This window comes from Marinobacter profundi (assembly GCF_002744715.1).
Classification (GTDB): domain Bacteria; phylum Pseudomonadota; class Gammaproteobacteria; order Pseudomonadales; family Oleiphilaceae; genus Marinobacter; species Marinobacter profundi.
Map to the genome: position 1 here is coordinate 311,560 of NZ_KZ319370.1, position 26,257 is coordinate 337,816.

Annotated in this window: 27 protein-coding genes; 17 read left to right on the top strand and 10 right to left on the bottom strand. The window is 61.7% G+C overall.

Going from position 1 to position 26,257, the window contains the following annotated elements:
- Nucleotides 1-8: 8 nt before the first annotated feature.
- From CLH61_RS09430 to CLH61_RS09440, 3 genes are all read right to left on the bottom strand, one after another.
- Nucleotides 9-542 (bottom strand): response regulator, encoded by a 534-nt coding sequence (locus CLH61_RS09430; protein ID WP_099614459.1) that lies wholly within the window; start codon nucleotides 540-542, stop codon nucleotides 9-11.
- The gene (locus tag CLH61_RS09435) at nucleotides 539-1,384 is read right to left on the bottom strand and encodes an ATP-binding protein (RefSeq protein WP_099614460.1); all 846 of its coding nucleotides are present in this window, start codon (nucleotides 1,382-1,384) and stop codon (nucleotides 539-541) included. Before CLH61_RS09435 ends, CLH61_RS09430 begins: the two co-directional genes overlap by 4 nt.
- 148 nt (nucleotides 1,385-1,532) lie before the next feature.
- Nucleotides 1,533-2,930 carry an MATE family efflux transporter gene (locus tag CLH61_RS09440; protein ID WP_099614461.1) on the bottom strand — a complete coding sequence of 466 codons (1,398 nt, stop codon included), beginning with the start codon at nucleotides 2,928-2,930 and terminating at the stop codon, nucleotides 1,533-1,535.
- A 202-nt stretch (nucleotides 2,931-3,132) separates the two neighbouring features.
- On the opposite strand from CLH61_RS09440, the gene folE reads away from it, so the two are divergent.
- The 3 genes from folE (at nucleotide 3,133) to CLH61_RS09455 (ending at nucleotide 6,265) form a co-directional block, all read left to right on the top strand.
- Entirely contained in the window at nucleotides 3,133-3,771 is a 639-nt protein-coding gene (folE, locus tag CLH61_RS09445) for a GTP cyclohydrolase I FolE (RefSeq protein WP_099614462.1), read from the top strand.
- 102 nt (nucleotides 3,772-3,873) lie between these two features.
- Nucleotides 3,874-4,746, top strand: coding sequence for a carboxylate/amino acid/amine transporter (locus CLH61_RS09450; RefSeq protein ID WP_099614463.1), 873 nt, complete (start codon nucleotides 3,874-3,876; stop codon nucleotides 4,744-4,746).
- Nucleotides 4,747-4,873: 127 nt separating this feature from the next.
- Complete coding sequence (locus CLH61_RS09455) at nucleotides 4,874-6,265, top strand: sodium-dependent transporter (RefSeq protein ID WP_099614464.1); 1,392 nt, start codon at nucleotides 4,874-4,876, stop codon at nucleotides 6,263-6,265.
- Nucleotides 6,266-6,312: 47 nt separating this feature from the next.
- Here CLH61_RS09455 and CLH61_RS09460 read toward each other — a convergent pair whose 3' ends face one another.
- The 6 genes from CLH61_RS09460 to CLH61_RS09480 all read right to left on the bottom strand — a co-directional run bounded on the left by CLH61_RS09460 (nucleotide 6,313) and on the right by CLH61_RS09480 (nucleotide 11,947).
- The gene (locus tag CLH61_RS09460) at nucleotides 6,313-6,882 is read right to left on the bottom strand and encodes a hypothetical protein (RefSeq protein WP_099614465.1); all 570 of its coding nucleotides are present in this window, start codon (nucleotides 6,880-6,882) and stop codon (nucleotides 6,313-6,315) included.
- A gap of 90 nt (nucleotides 6,883-6,972) precedes the next feature.
- The gene (locus CLH61_RS09465; protein WP_099614466.1) at nucleotides 6,973-8,283 is read right to left on the bottom strand and encodes a TRAP transporter large permease; all 1,311 of its coding nucleotides are present in this window, start codon (nucleotides 8,281-8,283) and stop codon (nucleotides 6,973-6,975) included.
- The gene (locus tag CLH61_RS09470) at nucleotides 8,280-8,825 is read right to left on the bottom strand and encodes a TRAP transporter small permease subunit (RefSeq protein WP_099614647.1); all 546 of its coding nucleotides are present in this window, start codon (nucleotides 8,823-8,825) and stop codon (nucleotides 8,280-8,282) included. The genes CLH61_RS09465 and CLH61_RS09470 overlap by 4 nt, the downstream gene beginning before the upstream one ends.
- A gap of 101 nt (nucleotides 8,826-8,926) precedes the next feature.
- The gene (dctP, locus tag CLH61_RS09475) at nucleotides 8,927-9,985 is read right to left on the bottom strand and encodes a TRAP transporter substrate-binding protein DctP (RefSeq protein ID WP_099614467.1); all 1,059 of its coding nucleotides are present in this window, start codon (nucleotides 9,983-9,985) and stop codon (nucleotides 8,927-8,929) included.
- A gap of 77 nt (nucleotides 9,986-10,062) precedes the next feature.
- The gene (locus CLH61_RS18340; protein ID WP_143752134.1) at nucleotides 10,063-10,245 is read right to left on the bottom strand and encodes a hypothetical protein; all 183 of its coding nucleotides are present in this window, start codon (nucleotides 10,243-10,245) and stop codon (nucleotides 10,063-10,065) included.
- 109 nt (nucleotides 10,246-10,354) lie between these two features.
- Complete coding sequence (locus CLH61_RS09480) at nucleotides 10,355-11,947, bottom strand: class I adenylate-forming enzyme family protein (RefSeq protein WP_099614468.1); 1,593 nt, start codon at nucleotides 11,945-11,947, stop codon at nucleotides 10,355-10,357.
- Between the two features lie 111 nt (nucleotides 11,948-12,058).
- On the opposite strand from CLH61_RS09480, the gene CLH61_RS09485 reads away from it, so the two are divergent.
- The 14 genes from CLH61_RS09485 (at nucleotide 12,059) to CLH61_RS09550 (ending at nucleotide 25,375) form a co-directional block, all read left to right on the top strand.
- Complete coding sequence (locus tag CLH61_RS09485) at nucleotides 12,059-12,868, top strand: SDR family NAD(P)-dependent oxidoreductase (protein ID WP_407657570.1); 810 nt, start codon at nucleotides 12,059-12,061, stop codon at nucleotides 12,866-12,868.
- Nucleotides 12,868-13,308 carry a PaaI family thioesterase gene (locus CLH61_RS09490; RefSeq protein ID WP_099614470.1) on the top strand — a complete coding sequence of 147 codons (441 nt, stop codon included), beginning with the start codon at nucleotides 12,868-12,870 and terminating at the stop codon, nucleotides 13,306-13,308. Before CLH61_RS09485 ends, CLH61_RS09490 begins: the two co-directional genes overlap by 1 nt.
- A gap of 80 nt (nucleotides 13,309-13,388) precedes the next feature.
- Nucleotides 13,389-14,591: an acyl-CoA dehydrogenase family protein gene (locus CLH61_RS09495; protein ID WP_099614471.1), complete on the top strand. Its 1,203-nt coding sequence runs from the start codon at nucleotides 13,389-13,391 to the stop codon at nucleotides 14,589-14,591.
- Between the two features lie 93 nt (nucleotides 14,592-14,684).
- The gene (locus CLH61_RS09500) at nucleotides 14,685-15,452 is read left to right on the top strand and encodes an SDR family NAD(P)-dependent oxidoreductase (protein WP_099614472.1); all 768 of its coding nucleotides are present in this window, start codon (nucleotides 14,685-14,687) and stop codon (nucleotides 15,450-15,452) included.
- An 80-nt stretch (nucleotides 15,453-15,532) separates the two neighbouring features.
- Nucleotides 15,533-16,597 carry a phosphotransferase gene (locus CLH61_RS09505; protein ID WP_099614473.1) on the top strand — a complete coding sequence of 355 codons (1,065 nt, stop codon included), beginning with the start codon at nucleotides 15,533-15,535 and terminating at the stop codon, nucleotides 16,595-16,597.
- Nucleotides 16,594-17,388 (top strand): 5'/3'-nucleotidase SurE, encoded by a 795-nt coding sequence (surE, locus tag CLH61_RS09510; RefSeq protein ID WP_099614474.1) that lies wholly within the window; start codon nucleotides 16,594-16,596, stop codon nucleotides 17,386-17,388. The genes CLH61_RS09505 and surE overlap by 4 nt, the downstream gene beginning before the upstream one ends.
- Nucleotides 17,389-17,416: 28 nt before the next feature.
- Complete coding sequence (locus CLH61_RS09515) at nucleotides 17,417-19,081, top strand: long-chain fatty acid--CoA ligase (protein WP_099614475.1); 1,665 nt, start codon at nucleotides 17,417-17,419, stop codon at nucleotides 19,079-19,081.
- Between the two features lie 164 nt (nucleotides 19,082-19,245).
- Nucleotides 19,246-20,109: a branched-chain amino acid ABC transporter permease gene (locus tag CLH61_RS09520; protein WP_099614476.1), complete on the top strand. Its 864-nt coding sequence runs from the start codon at nucleotides 19,246-19,248 to the stop codon at nucleotides 20,107-20,109.
- Between the two features lie 2 nt (nucleotides 20,110-20,111).
- Nucleotides 20,112-21,140, top strand: a complete 1,029-nt coding sequence (locus CLH61_RS09525) for a branched-chain amino acid ABC transporter permease (RefSeq protein ID WP_099614477.1) — start codon at nucleotides 20,112-20,114, stop codon at nucleotides 21,138-21,140.
- Nucleotides 21,133-21,900: an ABC transporter ATP-binding protein gene (locus CLH61_RS09530; protein ID WP_099614478.1), complete on the top strand. Its 768-nt coding sequence runs from the start codon at nucleotides 21,133-21,135 to the stop codon at nucleotides 21,898-21,900. Before CLH61_RS09525 ends, CLH61_RS09530 begins: the two co-directional genes overlap by 8 nt.
- The gene (locus CLH61_RS09535; RefSeq protein WP_099614479.1) at nucleotides 21,887-22,594 is read left to right on the top strand and encodes an ABC transporter ATP-binding protein; all 708 of its coding nucleotides are present in this window, start codon (nucleotides 21,887-21,889) and stop codon (nucleotides 22,592-22,594) included. The genes CLH61_RS09530 and CLH61_RS09535 overlap by 14 nt, the downstream gene beginning before the upstream one ends.
- Before the next feature lie 59 nt (nucleotides 22,595-22,653).
- The gene (locus CLH61_RS09540; RefSeq protein ID WP_099614480.1) at nucleotides 22,654-23,802 is read left to right on the top strand and encodes an ABC transporter substrate-binding protein; all 1,149 of its coding nucleotides are present in this window, start codon (nucleotides 22,654-22,656) and stop codon (nucleotides 23,800-23,802) included.
- 84 nt (nucleotides 23,803-23,886) lie between these two features.
- A complete protein-coding gene (locus CLH61_RS09545) occupies nucleotides 23,887-24,669 on the top strand; it encodes an SDR family NAD(P)-dependent oxidoreductase (RefSeq protein ID WP_099614481.1) in 783 nt (260 codons plus the stop codon).
- An 88-nt stretch (nucleotides 24,670-24,757) separates the two neighbouring features.
- On the top strand, nucleotides 24,758-25,375 hold the full coding sequence (locus CLH61_RS09550) for a response regulator transcription factor (protein WP_170003675.1): 618 nt from the start codon (nucleotides 24,758-24,760) through the stop codon (nucleotides 25,373-25,375).
- Between the two features lie 27 nt (nucleotides 25,376-25,402).
- Here CLH61_RS09550 and CLH61_RS09555 read toward each other — a convergent pair whose 3' ends face one another.
- The gene (locus CLH61_RS09555; RefSeq protein WP_099614483.1) at nucleotides 25,403-26,164 is read right to left on the bottom strand and encodes a class II aldolase/adducin family protein; all 762 of its coding nucleotides are present in this window, start codon (nucleotides 26,162-26,164) and stop codon (nucleotides 25,403-25,405) included.
- Nucleotides 26,165-26,257: the final 93 nt, after the last annotated feature.

A 26,257-nucleotide genomic window follows, 5' to 3' on the forward strand; every position in this document is an offset into this window, starting at 1 on the left:
TGCCTTCTTTACCGGGGTTCGTCGTCGTCGAGCAGAACCGAGCCATCGTCGTCCCGCATCACCCGGGTAATACCCGGATTTTCCTGTTCCAGGCGCAGCAGTTCCTGCTCGCGGGCACGGATCAGCGTTTGCTGGTGCTGCACCTGCTTCAGCAGATGGCGGTTCTCCGCCCGCAGCAGGTGCAGGTCGATGGCCGATTTGATCGCCGCCACAATCTCGTGCTCGTCCCAGGGCTTGGACAGGAAACGGTAGACTTCAGCCTGGTTGATTGCCTTGATCATGGAATTGCGGTCACCGTGGGCGCTGAGTACCAGGCGAACGGCGTCCGGCTGGCGTTGCTTGGCGAACTGCAGGTAGGTCACGCCGTCTGCGGTCGGCATCTGGTAATCGGAGATGATGACGGCGTAGTTGTGTTCACGCAGGCTGCCGAGTGCTTCCTCGACATCGGTGAAGCCGTGGATCTCCCAGCCTTGCGGGCGCAGCAGTCGTTTCAGGGCGCTGAGAATGTTGGCTTCATCGTCCACCAGCTGGATCTTGATCATGGTTTGTCCTCCGTGGCCGGCTGGCGCACCGGCAAGGAAATGCGGAAGCAGGTGCCCTGGCCCGGCGTGCTGTGAACGTCCATCCGGCCGTTGTGTTTCTCGATGATGTTGAATGACAGTGACAGCCCCAGCCCGGTGCCTTTGCCCACCGGCTTGGTAGTGAAGAACGGCTCGAAGATACGAGTCAGGTGCTCCTCGGCAATGCCCTTGCCGTTGTCCTCCACCTCCAGGATGACCTGGTCGTTGTCCTGGCGGGTACGGATGGTGATCCGGCCGAAGCCCTCAATGGCGTGGGCTGCGTTCACCAGCAGGTTCATCACCACCTGGTTGAGCTGGGACAGGATGCACTCGATATCCGGCAGGTCGCCGAAGTCGCGAACCACCTCGGCCTTGTACTTGAGTTCGTTATTGACCACGTTGAGGGTGGTTTCGATGCCCTGGTGGAGGTTGGCCAGCTTGAAGGCCTCGTCCTCGACGTAGGAAAAGTCCTTCATGGCGGCAATGATCTTCCGTACCCGCTCGATACCTTCCCGGGATTCGGCCAGCAGGTCGCCGAGGTCGGTACGGATAAAGTCGTAGTCAATGTTGCGCTTGATGGACTGGAGGTCGGCCACCGAGTCAGCACTGTCTATGGCATCGGTGAGCCGGAACAGGTCACCGAGGTAGGTTTCCAGGCTCTGCAGGTTGGAATAGACATAGCCTACCGGGTTGTTGATCTCGTGAGCGACGCCGGCGGCCAGCTGACCGATGGCAGCCATCTTCTCCGACTGCAGCAGCTGGCGGTTGGCCTGCTCGAGGCGGGCACTGAGTTGCTCACGCTCGGACATGTCGGTGTGGGGCATAAACAAACCTGCGCAATAATCCGTGTCGTTGGATCCGGGTTACCGGGCGCGGGCGCAAAAGCCCGGGCTGCCGCCATGATCCGTGTCATTTCAGCTCACAAAATTTGTGACCGGGTTCAAGTATAGAAGCTTTGAAAAGGGCCGGCCGTTATTTTTGGTATCTGGAATAATGAGTTAAGTAAAATAATCTTGCCCCCAGCAGCAGGCTGGCGGAAATCAGCCCGGCGGTGAGTCCCACCCAGAATCCGGCCGCCCCCATGGCGGGTACCAGTCCATCGGTGAAGGTCAGCAGATAACCCAGCGGCAGTCCCACCACCCAGAACGAAAACAGCATGATCAACATGGGGATGCGGGTGTCCTTGTAGCCCCGCAGGGCACTGATACAGGTCACCTGGATGACGTCGGCAATCTGGAAAATGGCGGCAAACAGCAGCAGGTTGGTGGTGACAATCCGCACCGCGCTGTCGCTGCTGTAGAGCCCGGCAATGGCATCGCGGAACAGAAACAGCAGGCTGGCGAACACCAGGGCTACTGCAGCGGACAGGATCAGTGAACTGCGGGACAACAGCCGGGCGGTGCCCGGTGCGCCGGCACCGATCAGGAAGCTCACCCGCAGGGTCAGTGCCATGCCAATGCTCAGCGGCAGCATGAATAGCAGGGAAATAACGTTGAGGGCAATCTGGTGGCCGGCAACCACCACCGGACCCAGGGGGGCCAGGAACAGCGCAATCACCGAGAACATGCTGGCCTCCACGAAAATGGTAAAGCCGATGGGTACGCCGATACGCAGGATATAGCCAATGCCGGCGGGGTCGGGCCGGGCCCGTTCGGCAAGCAGGTGAAAGCGGCGGAACAGCGCGGAACGGTTGAGGTAGACCAGCAGCGCGAGGGCCGCGACGCCATTGGACAGTGAGGTCGCCCAGCCACACCCGATGCCGCCCATGGCGGGCAAGCCGAGTTTGCCGTAGATGAAGATGTAGTTCAGCGGGAGGTTGATCAGGGTGCTGAGCAGCGAGAACACCATGATCACCCGGGTGTGGCCGAGACCGTCCGTCAGCCCGCGCAGGGCGGTCATCAGCAACAGTGCCGGGATGCCCCAGGCAAAGGCGTCCAGGTAGCCCTGGGTAATCCGCGCGGTGTTGGCTTCCAGGTTGAGCAGGTTGAGCACCGGGTGGACGTTGGTCAGCAGCAGCACCATGATCACGGTGGCGCCGGCGGCAATATACAGGCCCTGCCAGGTTGCCGGCATGATCCGTTCCACGGCGCCGGCACCGCGATACCCGGAGATGATGGGCTGCAAGGCGCCGAGCATGCCCATAAACAGCAGGAACAGGGGCATCCACAGGCTGCTGCCGATGCCGACCGCAGCCAGGTCTTCGGCACTGGCATGCCCCGCCATCACGGTATCGATCACCCCGTTGGCCATTTGCGCCAGCTGGGCAATGAGAATGGGGCCACCGAGGATTGCCAGGGTACGCCACTCCAGGAGGGTGCGGGCAATCAGGGGTTGGCGGGTTTCGGGCAAGGGCTGATGGTTTTCGTCCATGAACGCCTGTGTTGTCGGTGTGGAACGGGGGAATTATGAAGGCGGATGTTACCGCGAAAGCGCCACGGGGTGCATAAGGGAAGTCGCTTGTGGATAATAGCCGGCTTGTCTTGCCGCCGGCATCGGCTGTTGTGGTCCGGTGATCCGGTATTTTGCCCTGGCTCGTATCTCTAGCGACGTTACCCGATAAGCGGAAATCATCATGCTCAGCCCTGAAGCTCTTGCCGTCCGGTCTGCCCTGGTTGACCGGGGCCTGGAAACCCCCGTCAAAGAGAATGTCCTGACCCGCGATGAGAAAGTGGAACGCATCACCGGCCTGATGGCTGAGGTCACCGCCACCCTCGGGCTCGATCTGAATGACGACAGCTTGCAGGATACTCCGGCGCGGATCGCCCGGATGTATGTGGACGAACTGTTCTCCGGTCTCGATTACCACCAGTTTCCCCGGATCTCGCTGATCGAGAACAAGATGGGGGTGGACGAGATGGTGAGGATTCGGGACATCGCGGTGCTGAGTACCTGCGAACACCACTTTATCACCATCGACGGCCATGCCCGAGTTGCCTATATTCCCGGTGACCGGGTGATCGGCCTGTCCAAGATCAACCGGGTGGTTGGCTTCTTTGCCCGCCGGCCCCAGGTGCAGGAGCGGCTCACCCAGCAGATCCTGGTGGCCTTGCAGACCCTGCTGGGGGTTGAGGATGTTGCGGTGCGCATTGAAGCCACCCACTACTGCGTCAAGGCCCGAGGTATCCGTGATGCCGGTTCGGCCACCGAAACCACCGCCCTGGGGGGCGTGTTCCGCAGCGATCGTGAGCGGCGGCGGGAGTTTCTGGCCTGAGCCGGCACTGGCTGGCAGCCCTGCCCGCCCCGCGTTCGCCAGCGGCGCAGCCGGGCAATCTGTGCTAGAGTCCCGCGCCTGAACAACCGGGGGAGTTGAGTTATGGGGCTGCTGGTCTTTGTTACTGTATTGTGGGCATTCTCGTTCAGCCTGATCGGCGAGTTTCTGGCCGGACGGGTCGACAGTGATTTCGCGGTATTGAGCCGGGTATTACTGGCGGCGATGCTGTTCCTGCCATTCACCCGCTGGCGCGGTGTGCCGGGAGGCCTCCGGCTGGGAATCCTGGTCACCGGGGCATTGCAGTTCGGCATCACCTATCTGTGCCTGTATCGCTCGTTCAGTTACCTCACGGTGCCCGAGGTGCTGCTGTTCACCATCTTTACCCCGCTCTATGTCACCCTGATTGACGACGCCCTCAACCGCCGGTTCTCGCCCGTGGCCCTGGTGGCGGCTGCGGTTGCCACCCTGGGGGCCGGTATCATCCGTTACGATGGTCTGAGCCAGGATTTCATCACCGGGTTTGTCCTGTTGCAGGTGGCCAACGTCACCTTCGCTGCCGGCCAGGTTGGCTACAAACACCTGATGGCCAGGTACCAGACCGGTATCCCGGCCTTCCGTACCTTCGGCTACTTTTTCTTCGGTGCCCTGGTGATTGCCCTGCCGTCGTTCCTGATCTTTGGTGACGCCAGCCGGCTGCCCCAGACCGGCCTGCAGTGGGGCATCCTGGTGTGGCTCGGCCTGGCGGCTTCGGGTCTTGGCCTGTTTCTGTGGAACCGGGGCGCCTGCTATGTGGATGCCGGCACCCTCGCGGTCATGAACAACGCGCTGGTGCCCGCGGGCCTGCTGGTTAACCTGTTGATCTGGAACCGCGATGCCGATCTGCTGCGGCTGGCGGTGGGCGGCAGCGTGATCGCTGTTTCCCTGTGGTTCAATGCCCGCTTTCACCCCCGGGCCCGGCTGACGGCCGCGGCCTGAGCCGTCGCGCAGCGGATGCCGACTGGCATCCTGGCGCTGCTGCTGGCAGAATCTCGCCCCAATTGCCGGGATCCGTCCCGGCAGAGCGAACAGTCTGCGATCTATCAGCAACGAACAGGATCAAGTCATGTCTGAGTCTAACCTGGCGTCCGCAAGCGCCCAGGCCCCCCGCGGGCTCTGGTCGTCACGGCTCGCCTTTATCCTGGCCGCAACCGGTTCTGCCGTCGGCCTGGGTAATATCTGGAAGTTTCCCTACATCACCGGCGAGAATGGTGGTGGTGCCTTTGTCATCGTGTACCTCGCCTGCATTGCGGTGATCGGTATTCCCATCATGATGGCCGAGGTGTTTATTGGCCGTAATGGCCGCCATAACCCGATTACCAGCCTGCGCACCGTCGCCGAGCGTAACCTGAGCTCGCCGTTGTGGCGGGTGTCGGCAATCATCGGCATGCTGGCGGCGTTTGTCATCCTGTCATTCTATTCGGTGATTGGTGGCTGGGCCGCGGCCTACGTTGGCCATTCGGCGATGGGTGACTTTAGCGGGCAGGATGCCGAGGTTGTCGGCGGTATCTTTGGCAGCCTGCTGGCCAGTCCGGGTACCCTGCTGTTCTGGCACAGTGTGTTTATGGCCCTGGTGATTGTGGTGGTTGCCCGCGGCCTGAAGTCCGGCCTTGAGCGTGCGGTGAACATCCTGATGCCGGCGCTGTTTGTGTTGTTGCTGGTTGCCGTGGGCTATGCCACCACCACCGGACACTTCGGCGAGGCCGTCAAATTCCTGTTCCGTCCGGATTTTGCTGCCCTTTCGATGAACGGTGTGCTGATTGCCCTGGGGCATGCCTTCTTCACCCTCAGCCTCGGCATGGCCATCATGATGGCCTACGGTTCCTATCTTGGCCGGGATGTGTCGATCGGCCGCACCGCCATTACCGTCGGCTTTCTCGATACCGCGGTGGCCCTGCTCGCCGGCCTGGCGATTTTTCCGGTGGTGTTTGCCAACGGCCTCGAGGCCGGTGCCGGCCCGGGCCTGATTTTCCAGACCCTGCCACTGGCGTTCGGCCAGATGCCCCTCGGCAGTCTGTTCGGTACCCTGTTCTTCATCCTGCTGGTGTTCGCCGCCTGGACGTCGGGCATCTCCCTGCTGGAGCCGGTGACCGAGTGGTTTGAGGAAAAGTTCAGCACCAGCCGGGTCGCCAGCGCGATCGTGGTGGGCGTTGCCTGCTGGGCGCTCGGTATCGCCTCCATCCTGTCACTCAATGAGTGGTCGGGCTTTGCGCCGCTGGGCATGTTCGACAAGTTCGCCGGCAAGACCATCTTCGACCTGCTCGACTTCTTTACGGCCAACATCATGCTGCCGCTTTCCGGTCTGCTGACCGCGCTGTTCGTGGGCTGGTGTGTGGCTCGCGAAACCCTGCAGCGGGATGTGGTGACCGGTACCGGCTTTACCCTGTGGTACAGCCTGCTGCGGTTTGTCACCCCGGTGGCCGTGGTGATTGTGTTTGTCTACAACCTGATGGCCTGACCCTGCCAGGGCCACCGGCGCGTGCCGGTGGCCGCCTGTCGCATCCGCTAATCGGCTTCGGTAATTGCCCGTAACTCGGCGGCGTGGGGACGAACGGCGCGGATGTCTTCCTCCGGTGCCTGACCGATCTGTTCCATGGCCACCACCGCACCTCCCATCATTGCCCGCATCTGTTCCTTCTGGGCCGCCGTCAGGTTGGGGTTATTGTCGATCTCGGCCAGTGCCTGCGCCATTTCCTGCTGAATACCGGGCCGCTGGCCCTGCATCTGGATGGCCATCCAGGCCAAGAAGACACGATCGCCGGTGGCGCCCCAGTCCTCGGGCGAGTCAAAGCCATGCCGCGATACCACCTCGTCCAGGCGGTCGTAGGCCGGATGGTCGCGGAACTGGCGTACCGAATCCGACATGATGCTCGACAGGTCCGGCATGCCGGCATTGCCTGCCTCTTCCCCGAGGTCGTCCGTCAGGTCGGCAAATTCCTCTTCCATGGTCTGCAGTTCGGCAAGGCTGCTGATGAACCCGCGTACTTTGGGCTCCGTGAGGGCTTCTGCCGAGGCGGTGGAGGTGAGCAGTAACAGGGACAGCAGTGCGGTCCGCAAAAAGGAATGGATAGGCATGGGGTTGTCTCCCTGACAAGTTTCCCTGAGTGACCGGAGCCTGGGCTCCGGTCACTCAAAGATAGGGCCTTCCCTGGCCCCGGGCAAGTCTCAGAAGAACAGATCGGGCAGGTAGGTGGCGATCTCCGGGAAGATCATGATCAGGGCCAGGCCCACGATCTCCACCAGCACAAACGGGATGATGGACTTGTAGATGTCGTTCATCGAAATGCTTGGCGGCACCACGCCCTTGAGATAGAACAGGTTGAAGCCGAAGGGTGGCGTCATGTAACCGATCTCCATATTGATCACAAACAGGATGCCGAACCAGATCGGATCAAAACCCAGTGACTGCACGATGGGGATGAACACCGGCAGGGTGATCATCATGATGCCGACCGGATCCAGCACCATGCCCAGCAGGAAGGTGATCAGCATCATCGAGATGATAATGCCCCAGGGACCGCCGGGGATCATTGCCATCAGTCCTTCGATCAGCGCCTGGGCGCCCATGCTCTGGTAGGCGGCACTGAAGGCGTGAGCGGCGAACAGGATCCACATGATCATGCCGGTCAGCTTGAAGGTACGGATCGCGGCTTCCTGCATCACCGGCCACTTCAGCTCGCCGTAGACCGCGGCGGAAATCAGCGCACCGAGTACGCCCATGGCAGCGGCTTCGGTCGGCGTGGTAATACCGCCCATGATGGAGCCCAGCACCATCACCACCACACCAATCGGCAGCAGGACCGCCCGCACCGCGCGGAGCTTCTCACCCCAGCTGGCGCGCTCTTCTTTTGGCAGCGCCGGCGCCAGTTCCGGCTGCAGGGCGCAGCGAATCACGATGTAGAGCGTGGTCAGTACCATCAGCAGCACGCCCGGCAGGATACCGGCGGCGAACATCTTGCCAACCGAGACCCCGGTAATCAGGGCATACAGGATCATCAGGATGCTGGGCGGAATGAGAATGCCCCAGCCACCGCCGGTGTTGATCACGCCCAGCGCCATGCGCTTGTCGTAACCCCGTTCCAGCATGGATGGCAGGGCAATGGTGCCCATGGCGACCACGGCGGCGCCGCTGATCCCCACCATGGCGGCAAACACTGCGCAGATGGCGAGGGTGCCGATGGCCAGGCCGCCACGCAGGCCACCGAACCACAGGTGCATCATCTTGTACAGGTCGCGGGCAACGCCGGTGCGTTCCAGGATCATTGCCATGAACACGAACAGCGGTATCGCCACCAGGGTAAAGCTGCCCATGGTGCCCCAGATTTGCGAGGCCACCATGTAGAAGGAGTCAAAGCCCCAGGTGAAATACAGGAAAATAACGGACACACCACCCAGCACGAAGGCCAGGGGCAGCCCCAGGAGCAGGAAAAACAGCAGGGAGCCGAAGAACAGCAGCGTCAGGATTTCAATACTCACAACATCTCTCCTTCAGACGCTTCGGGTTCCGGCTGGTAATAGCTCAGGTTGAAGGCAATCGCGATGTCCTGCAGCAGCTTGACCACCCCCTGCAGTACCAGTAACAGGGTGGCCACGGCAATGGCGCCTTTGGCCGGCCAGATGGGCGGGTTCCAGGCCGAGAAGGAAGTCTCCCGGCTACCGAAGGACTCCTGCGCCATATCCACCGCGAAGTACAGCAGCGCCAGGGTGAAGATAAAGAAAATGGCCGAGGTCAGGATGTCGACAAACGCCCGCACCCTCGGTGACAGCTTGGAGTGGAGCAGGTCAACGTTGACGTGGCCTTTGTGAGCCAGGATATAGCCGCCGGACATCACCGCGTACACGCCGAACAGCAACTGGGTCAGTTCGTTGGTCCAGACGGTGGGGGAATTCAGGAAGTAGCGGAATCCCACCTCCAGCAACAGGAAGACGAACATGGCAAAAACCAGCAGGGCTATCCAGCGCCCGATGAAATCATTGAGACGGGTGACCCCGCTCATGAATGCGGTCAGCACACTCATGGCACTCTCCATGGCAATTTCCGGGAGGATTGGGTTTCAGGTCGGAACAGCCAGCAGCGGAGGGACTCCGCTGCTGGCCTTGTGCAGATACTGCTTACAGATCAGAGGTAACCGAGGCTGGCCAGGTATTCTTTCAGCATGTCCAGGGCCTTCTTGGCCTCGGGGCTGCGCTTGCCTTCCTCGTCCCACATGCCCTGAGCGGCTTTTACCAGGCGCTCCTGGACATCATCCGGCATGGTGTTGACGGTGACGCCCTGCTCGGCAATGGCCTTGGCCAGGGTGATCCGCTCCTTGTACAGGTACTCGTTGGTGCGAACCCAGAACTGCTCTTCGAGCGCCTGCTTGACGATGGTCTGCATGTCTTCCGGAAGCTTGTCGAGGGCCTTCTGGCTGACGATGATGACGTCGGTACCGGCGATGTTCAGCGCCGGCTGGACGTGGTGCTTGGCAACCTCGTACAGGCCCATACTGTAGGCACCCTGGGCGGCACCCCAGTGGGCACCGTCAACAATGCCGGAATCCAGCGCAGTGTAGAGCTCGCCGCCCGGGATGTAGGACGCCGCCGCACCCGCTTCGGTGAGGAACTTCTGCAGTGCGCCGGATGAACGGATCTTCAGTTTGGTGAAGTCTTCCCAGCTGTTGATCGGGTTCTTGATCACCATCTCGGTGGGGTAAACCTTATCGGTTGCCCAGTAAACGTTGTGCTTGGCGGCTTCGTCGCGCAGCATCTGCTCGAAGCCCAGGCCCTGATGGAAGTAGGCCGCTTCCCAGACGTTACGGAAGGCAAAGGGCAAGCCGGAGGCAATACCCGCCAGGGTGATCTTGTCCTGGGCGTAGGACGGCGAAATGGTGCCCATTTCAAGGATGCCACGACTGACCGCGTTAAAGGTGTCCTGGGCCTTGAACATGGCGCCCGCTTCAAACAGTTGCAGCTTCAGGCGACCTTCGGTGCGCTCTTCGATCACCCGCTGCAAGCGGACCAGGCTGTCCTGGTAGGAGCTGCTGGAGCCCGGCCAGTGGGACTGGACTTTCCAGGTGAATGTGTCTTGTGCGGCTACGGGTGCGCTTGCAACAACGGCCGATACCCCCAGGGTTAAAGCTGACGCGTAGGCGGTGAGTTGTTTACCTACATTGTCACGAAGGGTGCTAAGGATGCTCATGACTTGACCTCTTTCATTATTGTGGTGTTTCGTTGCGTCGCTGTTCCACTATGCGGAATATATAATTGCACAATGAATCATGATTCCCAGAATTTATCACATGCTTCAGCTTTTGCAATAGACTTGTTGGCTGTCTTCTTCATCAGATCCCCTCTTTTTATAACCAAATGTTCGGACCAGGGGGTGTTTGCCACCATCAGGGCAGATTGCTGCCAATCTTTTGCGAAACTCTGTTCCGCATAACAGGTTGGCGCCGCCACACCCCCTCCCCTAAGCATAGTCTGCTTCACGGCAATTATCGGTAATCGACAGCGCCAGGCGCCGCAGCGGCAACCAGATGGTGACTGCCGTTGCTATGGCCCCGGTGTGTCACTGACGCCAGTATGGCTCCCGCAGCTCGCGTTTGAGTACTTTGCCAATGGTGGAACGGGGCAGCTCGTCGCGGAACTCGACGGCGGCCAACCGCTGGGTCTTGCCCAGCCGTTCGTTGGCCCAGGCCAGCAAGCCCTGCTCAGTGACGGTAGCGGCAGGCTTGCGCACCACCAGGCCAAGTGGGGTTTCGCCCCAGTGGGTGCTGGGAATGCCGATCACCGCTGCGTCCGCCACCTCCGGATGGCTCAGCAGAACCTTCTCCAGGTCGACGGCATAAATGTTGAAGCCGCCGGAAATGATCATGTCCTTGCGGCGGTCGAGAATGTGGATAAAGCCGTCCTCATCGATGCGGCCCATATCCCCGCTGCGATAGAAGGCCAGGCCTTCAGGGCTGGTCCACAGCATTTCGCGGGTCTGTTCCTCGCGGTTGACGTAGCCCCGCATCATTGAAATGGCGCGCCCGACAATCTCGCCTATCTCGCCTTTTGGCAGTTCGTTGCCCTGTTCGTCGATGACCCGCACTTCGGCACCTTCGGTGGGCAGGCCAACGGTGTTCCATTTGTCCGGGTAGGCGCCGCAGTCGAGGCTGGTGGATATGCCGCCTTCGGTGAGGCCATACACCTCACGGACATTGCCCGGCCAGCGCTGCATGGTCTCGGCGATCACTTCCGCCCGCAGTGGTGCACTGGTGCAGAGTTTGAGCTTGAAGGATGACAGATCGAAGCGGTCGAAATCCGGCTCTGCCAGAATCCGGGAGAACTGCACCGGGACCAGCATGGCGTGCGTGACCCGGTGCTGCTCGGCGAGTTCAAGGAAGCGATGGGCATCAAACTTCGCCATCAGCACCAGCGTGCCGCCGTTGAACAGCGTGGGTAGTGCCGACACCAGGGTGGTGTTGGAGTACAGCGGGGTGGAGACCAGGTTGATGGCATCGCCGTCGAGGCCGAAGCGGCTCATCCGCACCATCTGGCGCTGACGGAAGCGGTAATCGTGCAGGATGCCCTTTGGCGTCCCGGTGGTTCCGGAGCTGTAGATGATGTTGAACGGATCGTCGAGGGTCACGCTGGCGGGCGCGGCGGCGTCGTCAATGTCACCGAGCCATTGGTCCAGGGTCGGGTTGCTGGCTGACGGAGCGAAGTCGATACCCACCAGATTGGCTGCGGGGATGGCGGGCAGTCGGTCGCGGATCTCTTCCAGCAGCGGCTGGTTCTTGTGGGAGACAAACAGGAAGCGGGCGCCACAGTCTTCGATCATCAGCGCCAGGGCATCGCCGCTGGCCATGCCGGACAGCGGAACCATGCAGCCGCCCGCAATCAGGGTGCCCAGGTAAACCGCCATATAGTCTGCGGTGTTCTCCGAAAGGCCGGCCACGGTATCGCCACCCTGCAGGCCGGAGGCCCGCAGCCGGTTGGCGATCCGGTTGGCGTGGCTCACCAGTTCAGACCAGGTCATCTGGCCGTGGTCATCTATCAGGGCCGTTTTGTCGGGTTGGCTGGCGGCCCATTGCTGAAGTTTCTCGCCGATGGGCTCCATGGTTTCCTGGGGGTCCATTGGCGCGTAAACGGGCATCTCTTGCAGATGATTTTTCACTTTTTTCGCCTCTTGGTGTTATTGTGTTTTATCTAGTGAAATTACCTTTCGAATATATTGACTCAAAACCGTGTGCCGTGACAAATTAACTGCAACCTGGTTGCGGCCATGATGACAAGAATAAGGAGCATCGGCGTGAAACGCTTCATCAAGAAGGTAGCGATAGTTACCGGTGCCGGCAGTGGCATCGGGCGGGCGACGGCCCTGAGGCTGTCCCGGGAAGGCGCCAGTGTGGTGCTGGTGGACCGTTCCGAGGCCGGTTTGCTGGAAACCGAAAATGGCCTTGCCGAAGGCACCCGGGCCCTGAAACGGGTAATGGATGTGTCCGATGAGGCGGCGGTGCAGGCCCTGGTGCAGGACGTCATGGCCACCTTCGGCCAGATCGATGTGTTGTGCAACAACGCAGGCATTGCCGGCTCCCATCCTCCGGTGACCGAAAATGATGCTGCCGAGTGGCAGCAGATTCTTGCAGTTAATCTGATCGGTACCATGCTGTTTATCAAGCACGTGGCGCCGCACATGCAGGCCCGCAAGCTGGGCGCGATCGTGAATACCGCATCGGTGGCGGGTATCCGCTCCGGTGCCGGAGGCAATGCCTACAGCGCCTCCAAGGCCGGCGTGATCAACCTGACCCAGACCGCCGCCTGCGACCTGGGCAGTGATAACGTCCGGGTGAATGCGGTGTGCCCGGGCCTGGTGGAAACCGGGATGACCCGACGGGTTTTCGATTACGCCCGCGCCAACGAGAAGGCCCACAAGCTGGGTTCGCGCTGCGAATTGCGGCGCTACGGTGCGGCGGAGGAGATCGCTGCGGCGATCCTGTTCCTCGCCAGTGACGACGCCAGCTACATCACCGGCCAGGCGCTGCCCGTTGATGGCGGCAATACTGCGTCCCTTAACCTACCGGGAATGAAAGTCTGATGAGTGACCAGCAACACCTTATTACCAGTGCCAGGGATCTGCCCGGCTTCCACAACCTGCTGGGATACCACCACGTGTCCTGGGTGGAAGACGAAACCGTCATCGAACTCGAGATCCGGCCTGAGCATCTGAACCTGGCGGGAGTCATTCACGGCGGGGTGCTGAGTGCCCTGATGGATATCGTGATGGCGGATGCCGGCACCTATTGCCCCTATCCCGGGCGGCGCCGCAAGGCACTGACCCTGACCATGACCACCACCTTTACCGGGCAGTGTTCCGGTGGCGTGATCCGGGCGACCGGACGCAAGCGCGCCGGTGGTGCCCGCATTTTCAACAGCAGCGGCGAGATCCATGACGACAAGGGCAACCTTTTGGCCATGGGGGAAGGCACTTTCCGTATCCGTTCCGGCAGCGAGGGCCCTGAAGGGGTGCCGATCTGACACTACGGGTTCCGACAACAACAGCGACCGGCCGACAGCACACCGGTATACCGAACCAACGACAATGAGAGGTAACGGACATGTTTGAACTGTCTGACAAGGCGAAGCAGCTGCAGGTGCAGCTGACGGAATTCATGGATGCTTATATTTACCCGAATGAGCACACCCATCATGAGCAGCTTGAGCAGGCGGAGAACCGCTGGGCTCCGGTGCCTATTATTGAAGAGCTCAAGGCCAAGGCGAAGGCTGCCGGGCTGTGGAACCTGTTTCTGCCGGAAAGCGAGTACGGCGCCGGGCTGACCAACTTCGAATACGCCCACCTGTGCGAAATCATGGGCCGTTCCGAAATGGCACCTGAAGTGTTCAACTGCTCTGCCCCCGACACCGGCAATATGGAAACCATTGCCCGGTACGGTAACAAAGAGCAGCAGGAACAGTGGCTGAAGCCGCTGCTGGCGGGCGAGATTCGCTCCTGCTTCTCGATGACCGAGCCGGACGTGGCATCCTCCGACGCCACCAACATCGCCTGCGAGATCCGTCGCGACGGCGACGAGTATGTGATCAATGGCAAGAAGTGGTGGTCGTCCGGTGCCATGACCACCACCTCCAAGATCGCCATTGTCATGGGCAAGACCGATCCGGACGCGCCGAAACACCAGCAGCAGTCGATGATCCTGGTGCCCCTGGACACCCCGGGTGTCCGGATGGTGCGTCCGCTGACGGTGTTCGGATACGACCATGCTCCCCATGGCCATGCCGAGATCCATTATGAAAACGTGCGGGTACCGGTCAGCAACATCCTGCTGGGTGAGGGGCGCGGTTTCGAAATTGCCCAGGGCCGCCTGGGGCCGGGCCGTATTCACCACTGCATGCGTACCATCGGTGTTGCCGAGCGTGCGCTGGAGCTGATGTGCAAGCGCGCCAATGCCCGTGAGGCGTTCGGCAAGCCGCTGTCCAGCTTTGACTCCATCCGCAAGGACATCGCCCGCAGCCGTATTGAGATCGAACAGGCTCGCCTGCTGACCCTGAAGGCCGCGCACATGATGGACACGGTGGGTAACAAGGTCGCCCGCCAGGAAATTGCCATGATCAAGGTGATTGCGCCGAGTATGGCGCTGAAGGTGCTCGACCGGGCGATTCAGGTCCATGGCGGTGCCGGGGTCAGCCAGGACACCTTCCTCGCCTCGGCCTGGGCCAAGGTGCGTACCCTGCGGCTGGCAGACGGTCCGGATGAGGTGCACCTGGATTCCGTGGCCAAGATTGAGCTGCGCCAATACCGCTGATTTCTGTCGGCCCGTAACAACGGGGGCACGAACAGACGGGGAGGCACCTGCCTCCCCGTTCGTTCCCCAAGCATTGAGCATGAGGTTCGAACAATGACTAATCCCCTTTTTGACATGACCGGCAAGGTCGCCCTGATTACCGGCTCCACCAAAGGTATCGGCCGCTCCATCGCCGAGGAAATGGCCCGGTGTGGCGCCAAAGTCGTCATCTCAAGCCGCAAGGCCGAGGCCTGCGAGCAGGTGGCCAGTGAATTGAAGGCACAGGGCTTCGAAGCTATCGCCATACCCTGTCACGTTGGCAAGAAGGAAGACCTGCAGAACCTGGTGGACAAGACCAACGAAGCCTGGGGCAGCATTGACGTGCTGGTATGCAACGCCGCCACCAACCCGGTCTACGGCCCGACTGCGGAAATGACCGACGAGGCCTGGGACAAGATCATGGACACCAACGTCAAAGGCACCTTCTGGCTCACCAACATGGTGCTGCCACAGATGGCCGAGAAAGGTGAGGGCGCGGTGGTACTGCTGTCCAGCATTGCCGGCATTCGCGGTAACACCACCATCGGAACCTACGGTGTGTCCAAGGCCGCGGAAGCCGCCCTGGCCCGCAACCTGGCGGTGGAGTGGGGCCCCAAAGGCATCCGTGTCAACAGCATCGCCCCTGGTCTGATCAAAACCGATTTCGCCAAGGCGCTGTGGGAAGACCCGGTGCGGGTGAAGCGCGCGGAAGACAAAACCCCGCTGCGTCGCATTGGTGACCCGATAGACATCGCGGGCCTGGCCGTCTTCCTGTCAACCAGGGCCAGTGCCTACATTACCGGACAGGTTATCGTCGCGGATGGTGGTGAAACCATCTGCTGAGGCGCACCCTCCGGATAGGCCGCCCCGCGGAACCGAGTGCGGGCCGTGACCCGCAGAGACGAAAAAGGCTATAACGAGCAATGAGTATGACGCCGGAGTTGGTAGAGGTTCTGCCAGCACACAAGTTTGACGAAGCCAGGCTGCTGGCCTGGCTCCAGAAAGAAATGCCGGAGATCGGCAGCCGCCTGGCGGTCAGGCAGTTCCAGGGCGGACAGTCCAATCCGACCTACCTGCTGGATACCGACAGCGGACGCTATGTGCTGCGCAAGAAGCCGCCCGGAAAAACCCTGCCCTCTGCCCATATGATCGAGCGGGAATACAAGGTTATCCGTGCGTTGTCAGACCACACGAACGTACCGGTGCCGCAGGCCCGCGTGCTGTGTGAAGACAGCAGCATCATCGGCACGCCGTTTTACGTCATGGACTATATGGACGGCCGGATTGTCAGCCACTCCGCATTGCGGGCCATCGACCGGGAAGAGCGGATGCCCGCCCACCTGTCGGCTATCGATACCCTGGCCCGGCTGCATTCGGTGGATGTCAACGCCGTCGGCCTGACCGACTTCGGCCGGCCGGAAGGCTATGTTGCCCGCCAGGTGGCGAGGTGGAGCAAGCAGTACCTGGCGTCGAAGACCGACGAAATGCCCGAGATGGACAAGCTGATGGCCTGGCTGCCAGACCACCTGCCGTCCACCGACGAGTGCGCCATCGCCCATGGCGACTACCGTTTCGGCAATTTGATGCTGGCACCGGACCGGCCCGAGGTGATCGCCATCCTGGACTGGGAGCTCTCCACCCTCGGCCACCCGCTGGCGGACCTGGCCTACTACTGCCTGCCGTACCACCTGCCCTCGGATATGCCGGGCATGCGCGGGTTGCTGGGCGAAGATCTCGAGGCCCTGGGGATTCCGGACGAGCAGGAAACCATTGCCCGTTATTGCCGCCAGACCGGCCGCGATGGCATTGCCGACTGGCACGTATTCCTGGCGTTCTCGCTGTTCCGCCTCGCGGCCATCCTGCAGGGTGTCTATAAGCGTGCGCTGGACGGTAATGCCGCCAATGCCAACGCCCTGGAAGTGGGCAAGCGTGCCAGCTTGCTGGCCCAGGTGGGCTGGCGGATTGCATCCGGGGGGGATCAGTCATGACCATTCCCGTGCTCAGGGAGCCGCTGGTTCGCCGCATTCTGATTACCAACGACGATGGCATCAATGCGCCGGGCCTTGCCGTGCTGGAGGAGATTGCCCGCACCCTCGCCGAAGAAGTCTGGGTGGTGGCGCCGGAGCATGACCGCAGCGGCGCCGGCCAGAGTATCTCCATCCACAGTCCCTTGCGGGCCTACGAAGCGGGCGACAAACGTTACGCGCTGTCCGGCACGCCGGCAGACTGTGTGCTCTATGCCCTTGCCCAGTGGTTCGGTGAAACCCCGCCGGACCTGGTGTTGTCCGGGGTGAACTGTGGCGCCAATATCAGCGATTCGGTGCAGTACTCGGGAACGGTGGGTGCGGTGCTGAGTGCCAGCCACATGGGTATCCCGGCCATCGCCCTCAGCCAGGCCTTTCTCACCCGTGACGGCATCAACTGGTCACCGGTGAGCCGCTATGGCGAAGAAATGGTGCGCCGCCTCTACCAGCCCGGCGCGGTGCGGGCCTGGAACGTCAATTTCCCGGCCTGCGATGCTGCGGAGATCTCACAGGCCCGATACTGCCGCCAGTCCACCGGCTCTATCCAGCGGGCCCGGCTGCTTGCCGGCCAGGATGCCCGCAGCCTGCCGTACTGGTGGTTGGGCTTCGAGCGCAGTTCGCGGCATATCGTCGAACCGGATACCGATGTAGCGGTATTGCGGGACAAGGCCATTGCGATCACACCCTTACGACACGAAGACCCCCTGCCCGGGGGTATTGAGAGCTTTGACCTGGCCGCAGGCCAGGCGGGCTGACTAATAAGAACAGGGGAGTACAACAACGATGTTCACACGCCATTACCAGGTCTGGCCCAAAGAACTGCCCAAGACCATGACTCTGCCGCACACCAGCCTGTTTACCAACCTGGCGGTGACGGCCATGCGCTACCCCGACCACAATGCCATCATCTTCTACGATGCCCCCCTGAGCTACCGTCGCCTGCTGGCGGAGGTCGAGGCGCTGGCCGGCTACCTGCAGGCCCAGGGTGTCCAGAAGGGTGACCGGGTGCTGCTTTACATGCAGAACTCGCCCCAGTACGTCATCGGCTACTACGCCATCCTGCGGGCCGATGCGGTGGTGATCCCGGTCAACCCGATGAACCGCGCGGCCGAGCTTGAGCACTACGTTGCCGATACCCGTGCCCGGGTCTGCCTTGCCGGCCAGGAGCTGGCGGGCTTTATCAGCCCGCTGATTGGCGAGACCGACCTTGAGCAGGTGGTGGTTGCCTCCTACAGCACCTATATCGATCCGGACACCGACCTTGACCTGCCGGCGGAAGTAGCCGCGCCCGCCTGGTCGAAAGACATCGCCGGTGTGGTTTCCTGGGAGCAGGCCCTGGCGGCCGGCCATACGCCGGCGGCGCATACCGCAGAGCCCGGGGACCTCGCGGTGATTCCCTACAGCTCCGGCACTACCGGTGCGCCCAAGGGCTGCATGCACACCCATCGCAGTGTGATGGCAACGGCGGTGCACCGGGTGTTCTGGAACCTGAGTACGGTGAACAGCGTACAGCTGGCCACCCTGCCGTTCTTTCACGTCACCGGGATGACCGGCTCGATGAACGGCCCCATCTTCTGTGGCTCCACGTCGGTCATCATGACCCGCTGGGACCGCACCACCGCCGCCCGCCTGATCGAGCGTTACCGGGTCACCGGCTGGACCAACATTGTCACCATGGCAGTGGATTTCCTGTCCAACCCGGATCTTGGCAAGTACGACCTCAGCAGCCTGAACATGATTGGCGGCGGCGGTGCGGCGATGCCGGAAGCCGTGGCGGCCAAGCTCAAGCAGCTGACCGGTCTCGACTACATCGAGGGCTACGGCCTGTCCGAGACCATGGCGGCGACCCACATCAACCCGGTGGCCAGGCCCAAGCCGCAGTGCCTGGGCATCCCGGTGTTTGACGTCGACAGCCGGATCATCGATGTGGACACCCTGGAGGAGAAGGGACCGGGGGAAGTGGGGGAAATCGTGTCCAACGGCCCCCAGGTCACGATCGGATACTGGAACCGTCCTGCGGAAACCGATGCTGCATTCGTCGAAATCGACGGCAAGCGCTTTTTCCGCACCGGTGACCTGGCGTACTACGATGAACAGGGTTATTTCTTCATGGTGGACCGGGTCAAGCGCATGATCAACGCCTCCGGCTTCAAGGTCTGGCCCTCCGAGGTGGAAGGCCTGATGTATCGCCACCCGGCCATCCACGAGGTATGCATCATCTCGGCTCCGGACCCCAAGCGGGGCGAGACGGTCAAGGCCTGTATCGTGCTGACTCCGGAAGCCGATGGCCAGACCACCGAGCAGGACATTATTGCCTGGTGCAAGGAACAGATGGCCGCCTACAAGGTGCCTACCATTGTCCAGTTCGTCGATGAGTTGCCCAAGTCCCCCACCGGCAAACTGATGTGGCGTGCGCTGCAGGAAGAGGAGTGGAAAAACCGGGGTTAAGCCCGGTTAAAATGTCTCCATGGTTCGCACTGCGAAACTGAATTTTAATGTTTGACATGTGAGACGTTTGGTGTAATTGTTTCAAGACATCCGCGGGCCCACCCGGGCCCTGCGGATCACAGCCTCGAAAACTTCCGATAACAACAAACAGGGGAGGGGCACGCTTGAACCTTTTCTTTCAGCAAATCATCAACGGGTTAACCCTTGGGAGCATCTACGGTCTCGTAGCCCTTGGCCTGACCCTGGTCTACGGCATACTGCACATTCCGAACTTCGCCCACGGCGCGTTGTATATGGTCGGTGCCTTCATGTCCTACTTCTTCATGGTTGACCTGGGCGTGCATTACTGGCTTGCCATGGCCGGTTCCGCCGCGGTGGTGGCCATCCTCGGCGTCCTCTGCGAGCGCCTGGTCTTCCATCCGCTGCGCCATTCCCCGCCGATCCACGACAAGATCGCCGCCATCGGTATCCTGCTGTTCCTGGAAGCGCTGGTGCAGATGTTCTGGGGGTCGGATTTCCGTCGTATGAGCTCGCCGTTTACCGGCATCATGAACTTTGACGGCCTGATCATCCCCGAGCAGCGGCTGCTGATCATTGCCGGCGCCTTTACCCTGGTGTTTGCGCTGCAGATGTTCCTGCGCAAGACCATGACCGGAGCCACCATCATTGCGATGGCCCAGAGCCGGGAAGGGGCCTTCCTGGTGGGTATCGATGCCAACCGGGTGGCGATGATGACCTTTGCCATCTCCGGTGCCCTGGCCGCCATTGCGGCCACGCTCTATGCACCCATCAACCTGGTCTATCCCGCCATGGGGCACCTGGTGATCATGAAAGCCTTCGTGATCATCATCCTCGGCGGCATGGGCAGCATTCCGGGGGCCATCGCCGGTGGCATGATCATCGGCTTTGCCGAAGCCTTCGGCGGCTTCTACATCTCCACGGCCTATAAAGACATCATTGCCTTCGGCCTGCTGGTACTGATCCTGTCCGTCCGCCCGCAGGGCCTGTTTGCAAAGGGGGCACACTGACCATGCTGTTCAAGATCGGATCCCTGTTGATGACGCCGGCCGCCCGATATGGCTTGCTGGCACTGGCCATCCTGTTCCCGTTCCTGGCCAGTAACGAGTACCAGGTCTACGTAATGGCGTCGGCGTTTGTCTGGGCCATTGCGGTGTATGGCCTGAACATCATTACCGGCTTTTGCGGCCAGCTGAACCTCGCCCACGGTGGCTTCTTCGCCATTGGCGCCTACACCCTGGGCCTGCTCACCGCCGACCACGGTTGGAGCTTCTGGCCGGCGTTCCTGGCGGCCCTGCTGATGACTGCAGCCCTCGGCTTTCTGGTGGGGGTGGTGTCGCTGCGCCTGAAGGAGCACTACTTTGCCATCTTCACCCTGTGCGTCGGCTTTATCATCTACCTGCTGATCGACAAATGGGAGGAGCTTACCCACGGCCCGATTGGTGTCCGCGATATCGCGGCGCCCTACGGCTTCGGCCTGGTGGACTTCACCGAAACCACTCCCTTCTATTACCTGGTGCTGGCGTTCCTGGTGCTCGCCATCTGGTTCATGGGCCGGTTGTCCCGGTCATTGCTGGGGCGGACCTTCATCGCCATCCGCAACGGTGACGAGCTGGCGGAATCCCTTGGCATCAACCTGATGCGCAACAAGGTCCTGGCCTTCGTGCTGTCCACCACCTATGCCGGCCTGGCCGGGGCGCTGTATGCCGGGATGGTGCGCTTCATCGGCCCGGAAGAAGCCAACATCACCCACACCTTCGACATGATCACCTACCTGCTGGTGGGGGGCATCGGCACCATTACCGGTCCGCTGCTGGGCACTGTCGGCATTGTCTGGATTACCCAGTCGCTGCAGTTTCTCGAGGAGTACCGGATGATCATCTTCGGCCCGTTGCTGGTGGTACTGGTCATTTTCTTCCCCCGCGGTATCACCGGCCAGTTCCTGAGCTGGATGCATCACAAGGCCCAGGCCATGCAGCCGCGGCACAAGGCCCGGGCGAGCAAGGTAACCGCGCCACAGGAGGCCCGCAACAATGCTTAAGGTAGAGCACCTCACCAAGATGTTCGGTGGCCTGGCGGCGGTCAACGATGTGTCCGTAGTCTTCGAAGCGGGCAAGATCAACGCCATCATCGGTCCGAACGGTGCCGGCAAGAGCACCTTCTTCAACCTGATCTCCGGCATGCACCAGCCCACCTCCGGGCGGATCCTGCTGGACGGCGTGGACGTCACCCGGCTGCGCTGTGACAAGGTGGCGCAGCTGGGGGTTGGACGAACCTTCCAGACCACCAACCTGTTCGAGCAGGCCACCGTGCTGGATAACCTGATTGTCGGCCACCGGCTGCGGACCAAGTCCGGCCTGTGGGATGTGCTGGTCAACTCGAAACGACTGCAGGCCGAGGAGAAGGCCTCCCGCGACAAGGCCCGTGAGGCGCTGGATTTTGTCGGCTTGTCCCACGTTGAAAACCAGTACATCGCCGACATCACCCAGGAACAACGCAAGCGGGTGGCGTTTGCCCTCGCCCTCGCCACCGATCCGAAAATCGTGCTGCTGGACGAGCCCGCTGCCGGCGTTAACCCGGAAGAAACCGAAGGCTTTGCCGCGCTGATGAAAAAGATGGTGGCCAACGGCCTCACCGTCTGCCTCATCGAGCACAAGATGGACATGATCATGAGCCTGGCGGACAAGATCATGGTGCTGGATCACGGCGAGAAGATCGCTGAGGGCACGCCGGAACAGGTCCGCAGCAATCCGCTGGTCATCGAAGCCTATCTGGGGAGTGACGAAGATGTTGCAGCTTAACAATGTCGATATCTGCTACGGCAGCTTCAAGGCACTCAACGACATCTCCATGGTGGTGGATACCGGCGAGCTGGTGGTGCTGCTGGGCGCCAATGGTGCCGGCAAATCCAGCCTGTTTAACGCCATCAGCGGGTTGCACCGGCCCAGTGCCGGGGTCATCGAGTTCGAGGGCCGGCGGCTGAACGGCGTGAAAGCCAGCACCATTGTGTCCTCCGGCGTGGTGCAGTGCGCCGAGGGCCGCAAGCTGTTCCCCCAGATGACGGTGTTGCAGAACCTGATGATGGGCGCCTTCGTCCACCGCAGGGACCGGGCCGGCAACCGCAAGCGCCTGAACGAGGTGCTGGAACTGTTCCCGATTCTTGACGACAAGGCTGGCGAGCCGGCGGGGTCACTGTCCGGGGGGCAGCAGCAGATGGTTGCCATCGGTCGCGCCATGATGAGCCGTCCGCGGCTGCTGATGCTGGACGAACCCTCCCTTGGCCTGGCCCCGCTGGTGGTCAGGCAGATGTTCGAAACCATCAAGCAGATCAACAGCCTGGGCACCACGGTACTGCTGGCTGAACAGAATGCCTTTGCCGCCCTGAAGATTGCCCACCGGGCCTATGTGATGGAGAACGGTCGCCTGGTGATGGAAGGCGACCAGGCAACCATGCTGGGTAACGAACAGGTCCGCAAAGCCTACATCGGGGCCTGAGGGCTCCGCGGATTACCCTTGACTCAACACACGACAAGCGCAACAACCAGGAGAAAACAATGAAAATAGCCAAGAAACTGGGTCTTGCTGTTGCGGCGGCGACGCTCGGCATCAGCCTGAATGCCGGCGCCCTTGCCGGGGAAGTGAAGATCGGCTTCACCGGACCGCTCAGCGGCGGTGCTGCACTGTACGGTGAGAATACCCTGTCCGGCCTGCGGATGGCGGCAGAAGAGATCAATGCCGGCGGCGGCTTTGACCTCAACGGCGAGCCAACCACCATCGAACTGGTATCACTGGACGACCGTTATTCACCGGCCCAGGCCGCCACCAACGCCAAACGTCTGAAGCAGGAATCCAACGTGCCGGCGGTTTTTGTACCCCACTCCGGCGGTATCTTTGCGCTCCAGGATTTCAACGAGAAAGACAACTTCCTGGTGATGGCCTACTCCAGCGTGCCGAGCATCACCGAGAAGGGCAACGGGCTGACCCTGCGGATCCCGCCGACCTTTGACGGCTATGTGCGGGCGTTCACCGCCTATGCCCAGGAAAACTTCGGCACTACCCTCGGCATGGGTGGCGCCACCCACGAGTATGCCAAGATCTGGGCCACCATGGTGGAGCAGGAGTGGACGGGCAAGGGTGGCAAAGTGGTTGCCAATAACCCGATGGACTACAACAAGTCGGCCGACTTCTTCACCGGGGTCAGCCGTATCATTGCCGGCAATCCGGACGTCATGTTTGTCGGCGGTGCCTCCGAGCCGACCGGCCTGGTCATCCAGCAGGCCCGCCAGATGGGCTTCCAGGGTGCGTTCATGATCATGGATCAGGCCAAGATCGATGAGGTGGCGGAAGTTGCCGGTGGCCTGGAGATGATGGAAGGCTCGATCGGCGTGGTGCCGCTGAGTGTCTACGAGACCGAGACCGCCAAGAGCTTCATCCAGCGTTACAAGGCCCGCTACGGCAAGACCCCGGGCTCCGAGGCGGCCTACAACTACCTGGCGCTGCATGCCCTGGTGGAAGCGATGGATGCCACCGAATCGACTGACCCGAAGGTGATCCGCGGGGCCGTCGCCGACGCGCTGAAGACCATGGACGCCAGCAAGAACCCGTACCAGGTGACCGCCGTCACCGCCGACGGGGGCTTTGTAACCCAGACCACCCTGGCGGTGGTGAAGGATGGCAAGATCGTTCGCGAAGCCATCAAGTAACTGTCAATCAACCAACAATCCGGGCGCCAGCTACGGGGCAGGCTATCAGCGATGGTCTGCCCCTTCTGGTCACAGGGGGATAGCATGAAACTGAAAGATTCCGTCGCCATCATCACCGGTTCATCTTCGGGTATTGGCGCTGCCATTGCCCGCTTGTTTGCCGAGCACGGTTGCCACGTGGTGATCAATTACAGCAGTAACGAAGCCGGCGCCCGGGCGGTGGCAGCCGATTGTGAGCAGTTCGGCGTCGGTGCTCTGGTGTGCCAGGCCAATGTGGCGGAGGATGCCGACTGCCGTGCGCTGGTCGAGGCCGCGCTGGCGAAGTTTGGCCGGGTGGATATCCTGGTCAACAACGCCGGCACCACCAAGTTCTGCGACCATCGCAACCTGGAAGGGCTGGACATGCAGGACTTCCTCGACCTCTATGCCATCAACACGGTAGGCCCCTTCCAGATGACCCGTGCCGCTGAAAAGGCCCTGCGTGCCAACGGCTCCGGTCACATCATCAATATGGCGTCGATTGCCGGTCTGGCCGGAATCGGCAGCTCCATCGCCTATGCCGCGTCAAAGGGGGCACTGATCACCATGACCCGGTCACTGGCCCGGGTCATGGGGCCGGAAGTGCGGGTCAATGCGGTGTGTCCGGGCTTTGTCCAGGGCGAGTGGCTCAAGCAGGGGCTGGGTGAGGCCAATTACCAGACGCGGCTGGAAAAGACCAAGGCCGCAGCGCCCCTGCACGATGCGGCGTCCCCGGAAACGGTGGCTGACGTCTGCCTTGGCCTGATCATCGGTGGCGATCTGACCACCGGTGAGACCCTGCTGATTGATGGCGGCGCCCATCTGGGGATGGCACCGGTCCGGCGCTAGGCTACAATGGCCGGCAGTACCCATGCCGGTCGCCTGATTTGTTGACGTTGGCCGGGCCGGGTTTCCACGTGCTTTCAGGGTCATCGTTTTGAGTCGTCCACAGCCTCCGTTCAGCGCCACCATCCACGTCGTGGATGATGATTTCGGCATCCGGGAATCGCTGCGGCGGGTTCTGGGGCGGGCCGGTTACGCCGTCTCTACCTATCCCGGCGGCCGGGAGTTCCTGGCCGCCTACGATGGTTCACCGGGGTGCCTGATTGTCGACCTTGCCATGCCGCACATGCGGGGTGAGGCCTTGCTGGAAGAAATCGCCCGGCGCCAGCTCAACCTGGTCATTCTGGTACTGACCGCCCATGCGACCATCCGGTCTGCGGTCAGGGTCACCCAGTCCGGCGCCCTCGACGTGCTGGAAAAACCCATCGACAATCCCCGGCTGCTGGCCAAGGTCGCCGAAGTCCTCGAGGGCGCGCAGCCATTCTTTGCCCGCAACGCACTGGTCCGGGACTTCAAGGCCCGGTTCAGCGCGCTCACCTCGCGGGAAAAAGAGGTCATGGAGCTGATGCTGGCCGGGCTGACCAGCCAGGAAATTGCCGATACCCTGGGCAACAGCCGCAAGACCGTTGATATCCACCGTGCCCGCGTGATGCAGAAAATGGGTGCGGCCACCCTGGCCGAACTGGTCAGGGAATGGTCGCTGCTTGGCTGACCCGCAGTCTTGCCGGGGCGCCGGCGTTTACACGCCGTAGCCCGGATTCTTGCTGTCCAGCAGCCGCAACAGTGCCGGCCAGGTCAGCTTCGCGGCCATGCCCAGCTGCTGCGACTGTTCCGCGGTGGTGGCGATGGCCTGTTCGGACGGCATCCACGTCGGCCCGCAGGCCAGGGTCCGCACCTGGATTTCACAGGCCTTCATCAGGAAGTACAGGTAGGTGAAGGTTTCCGGAACATCCCTGCCGGCAGTCAGTACGCCGTGGTTGCGCAGCAGCATCATCGACTTGCTGCCCAGGTCGCGGATCAGCCGCTCCCGTTCGTCCAGATTCAGCGCCACCCCTTCGTAGTCGTGATAGCACAGGTGATCCAGGCACAGCATGGCGGTCTGGCTCAGCGGCAGCAGGCCGTCGCGGTGGGCGGAGACCGCAACGCCGTCCGGAGCGTGCAGGTGCATCACCGCCCCGGCGTCCTCGCGGCCCATATGCACCGCGCTGTGAATGGTAAATCCGGCCGGGTTGACCCGGCTGACGCCACCGGACTCCACCACCTGGCCGTCACGGTCCACCTTCACCAGCGAAGACGCGGTGATCTCGTGGAACAGCAGGCCGTAGGGATTGATCAGGAAGTGATGGTCCGGTCCGGGCACCCGCGCCGACAGGTGGGTGAAGACCAGGTCGTCCCAGCCAAACAGCGCGACCAGCCGGTAGGCCGCGGCCAGTTCGGTACGGACTTGCCATTCGGCCTTTTTCAGATCCTGTGGGGTCGATGGTTCGCTTGTTGTTGTCATCGTCATGTCCTCAGTCCTCGGATGGGAGATTGCTGGCAGTGTACTGCATAAAAAAGGGGGTGGCTGACGCCACCCCCGCAAAAAGGTCTCTGA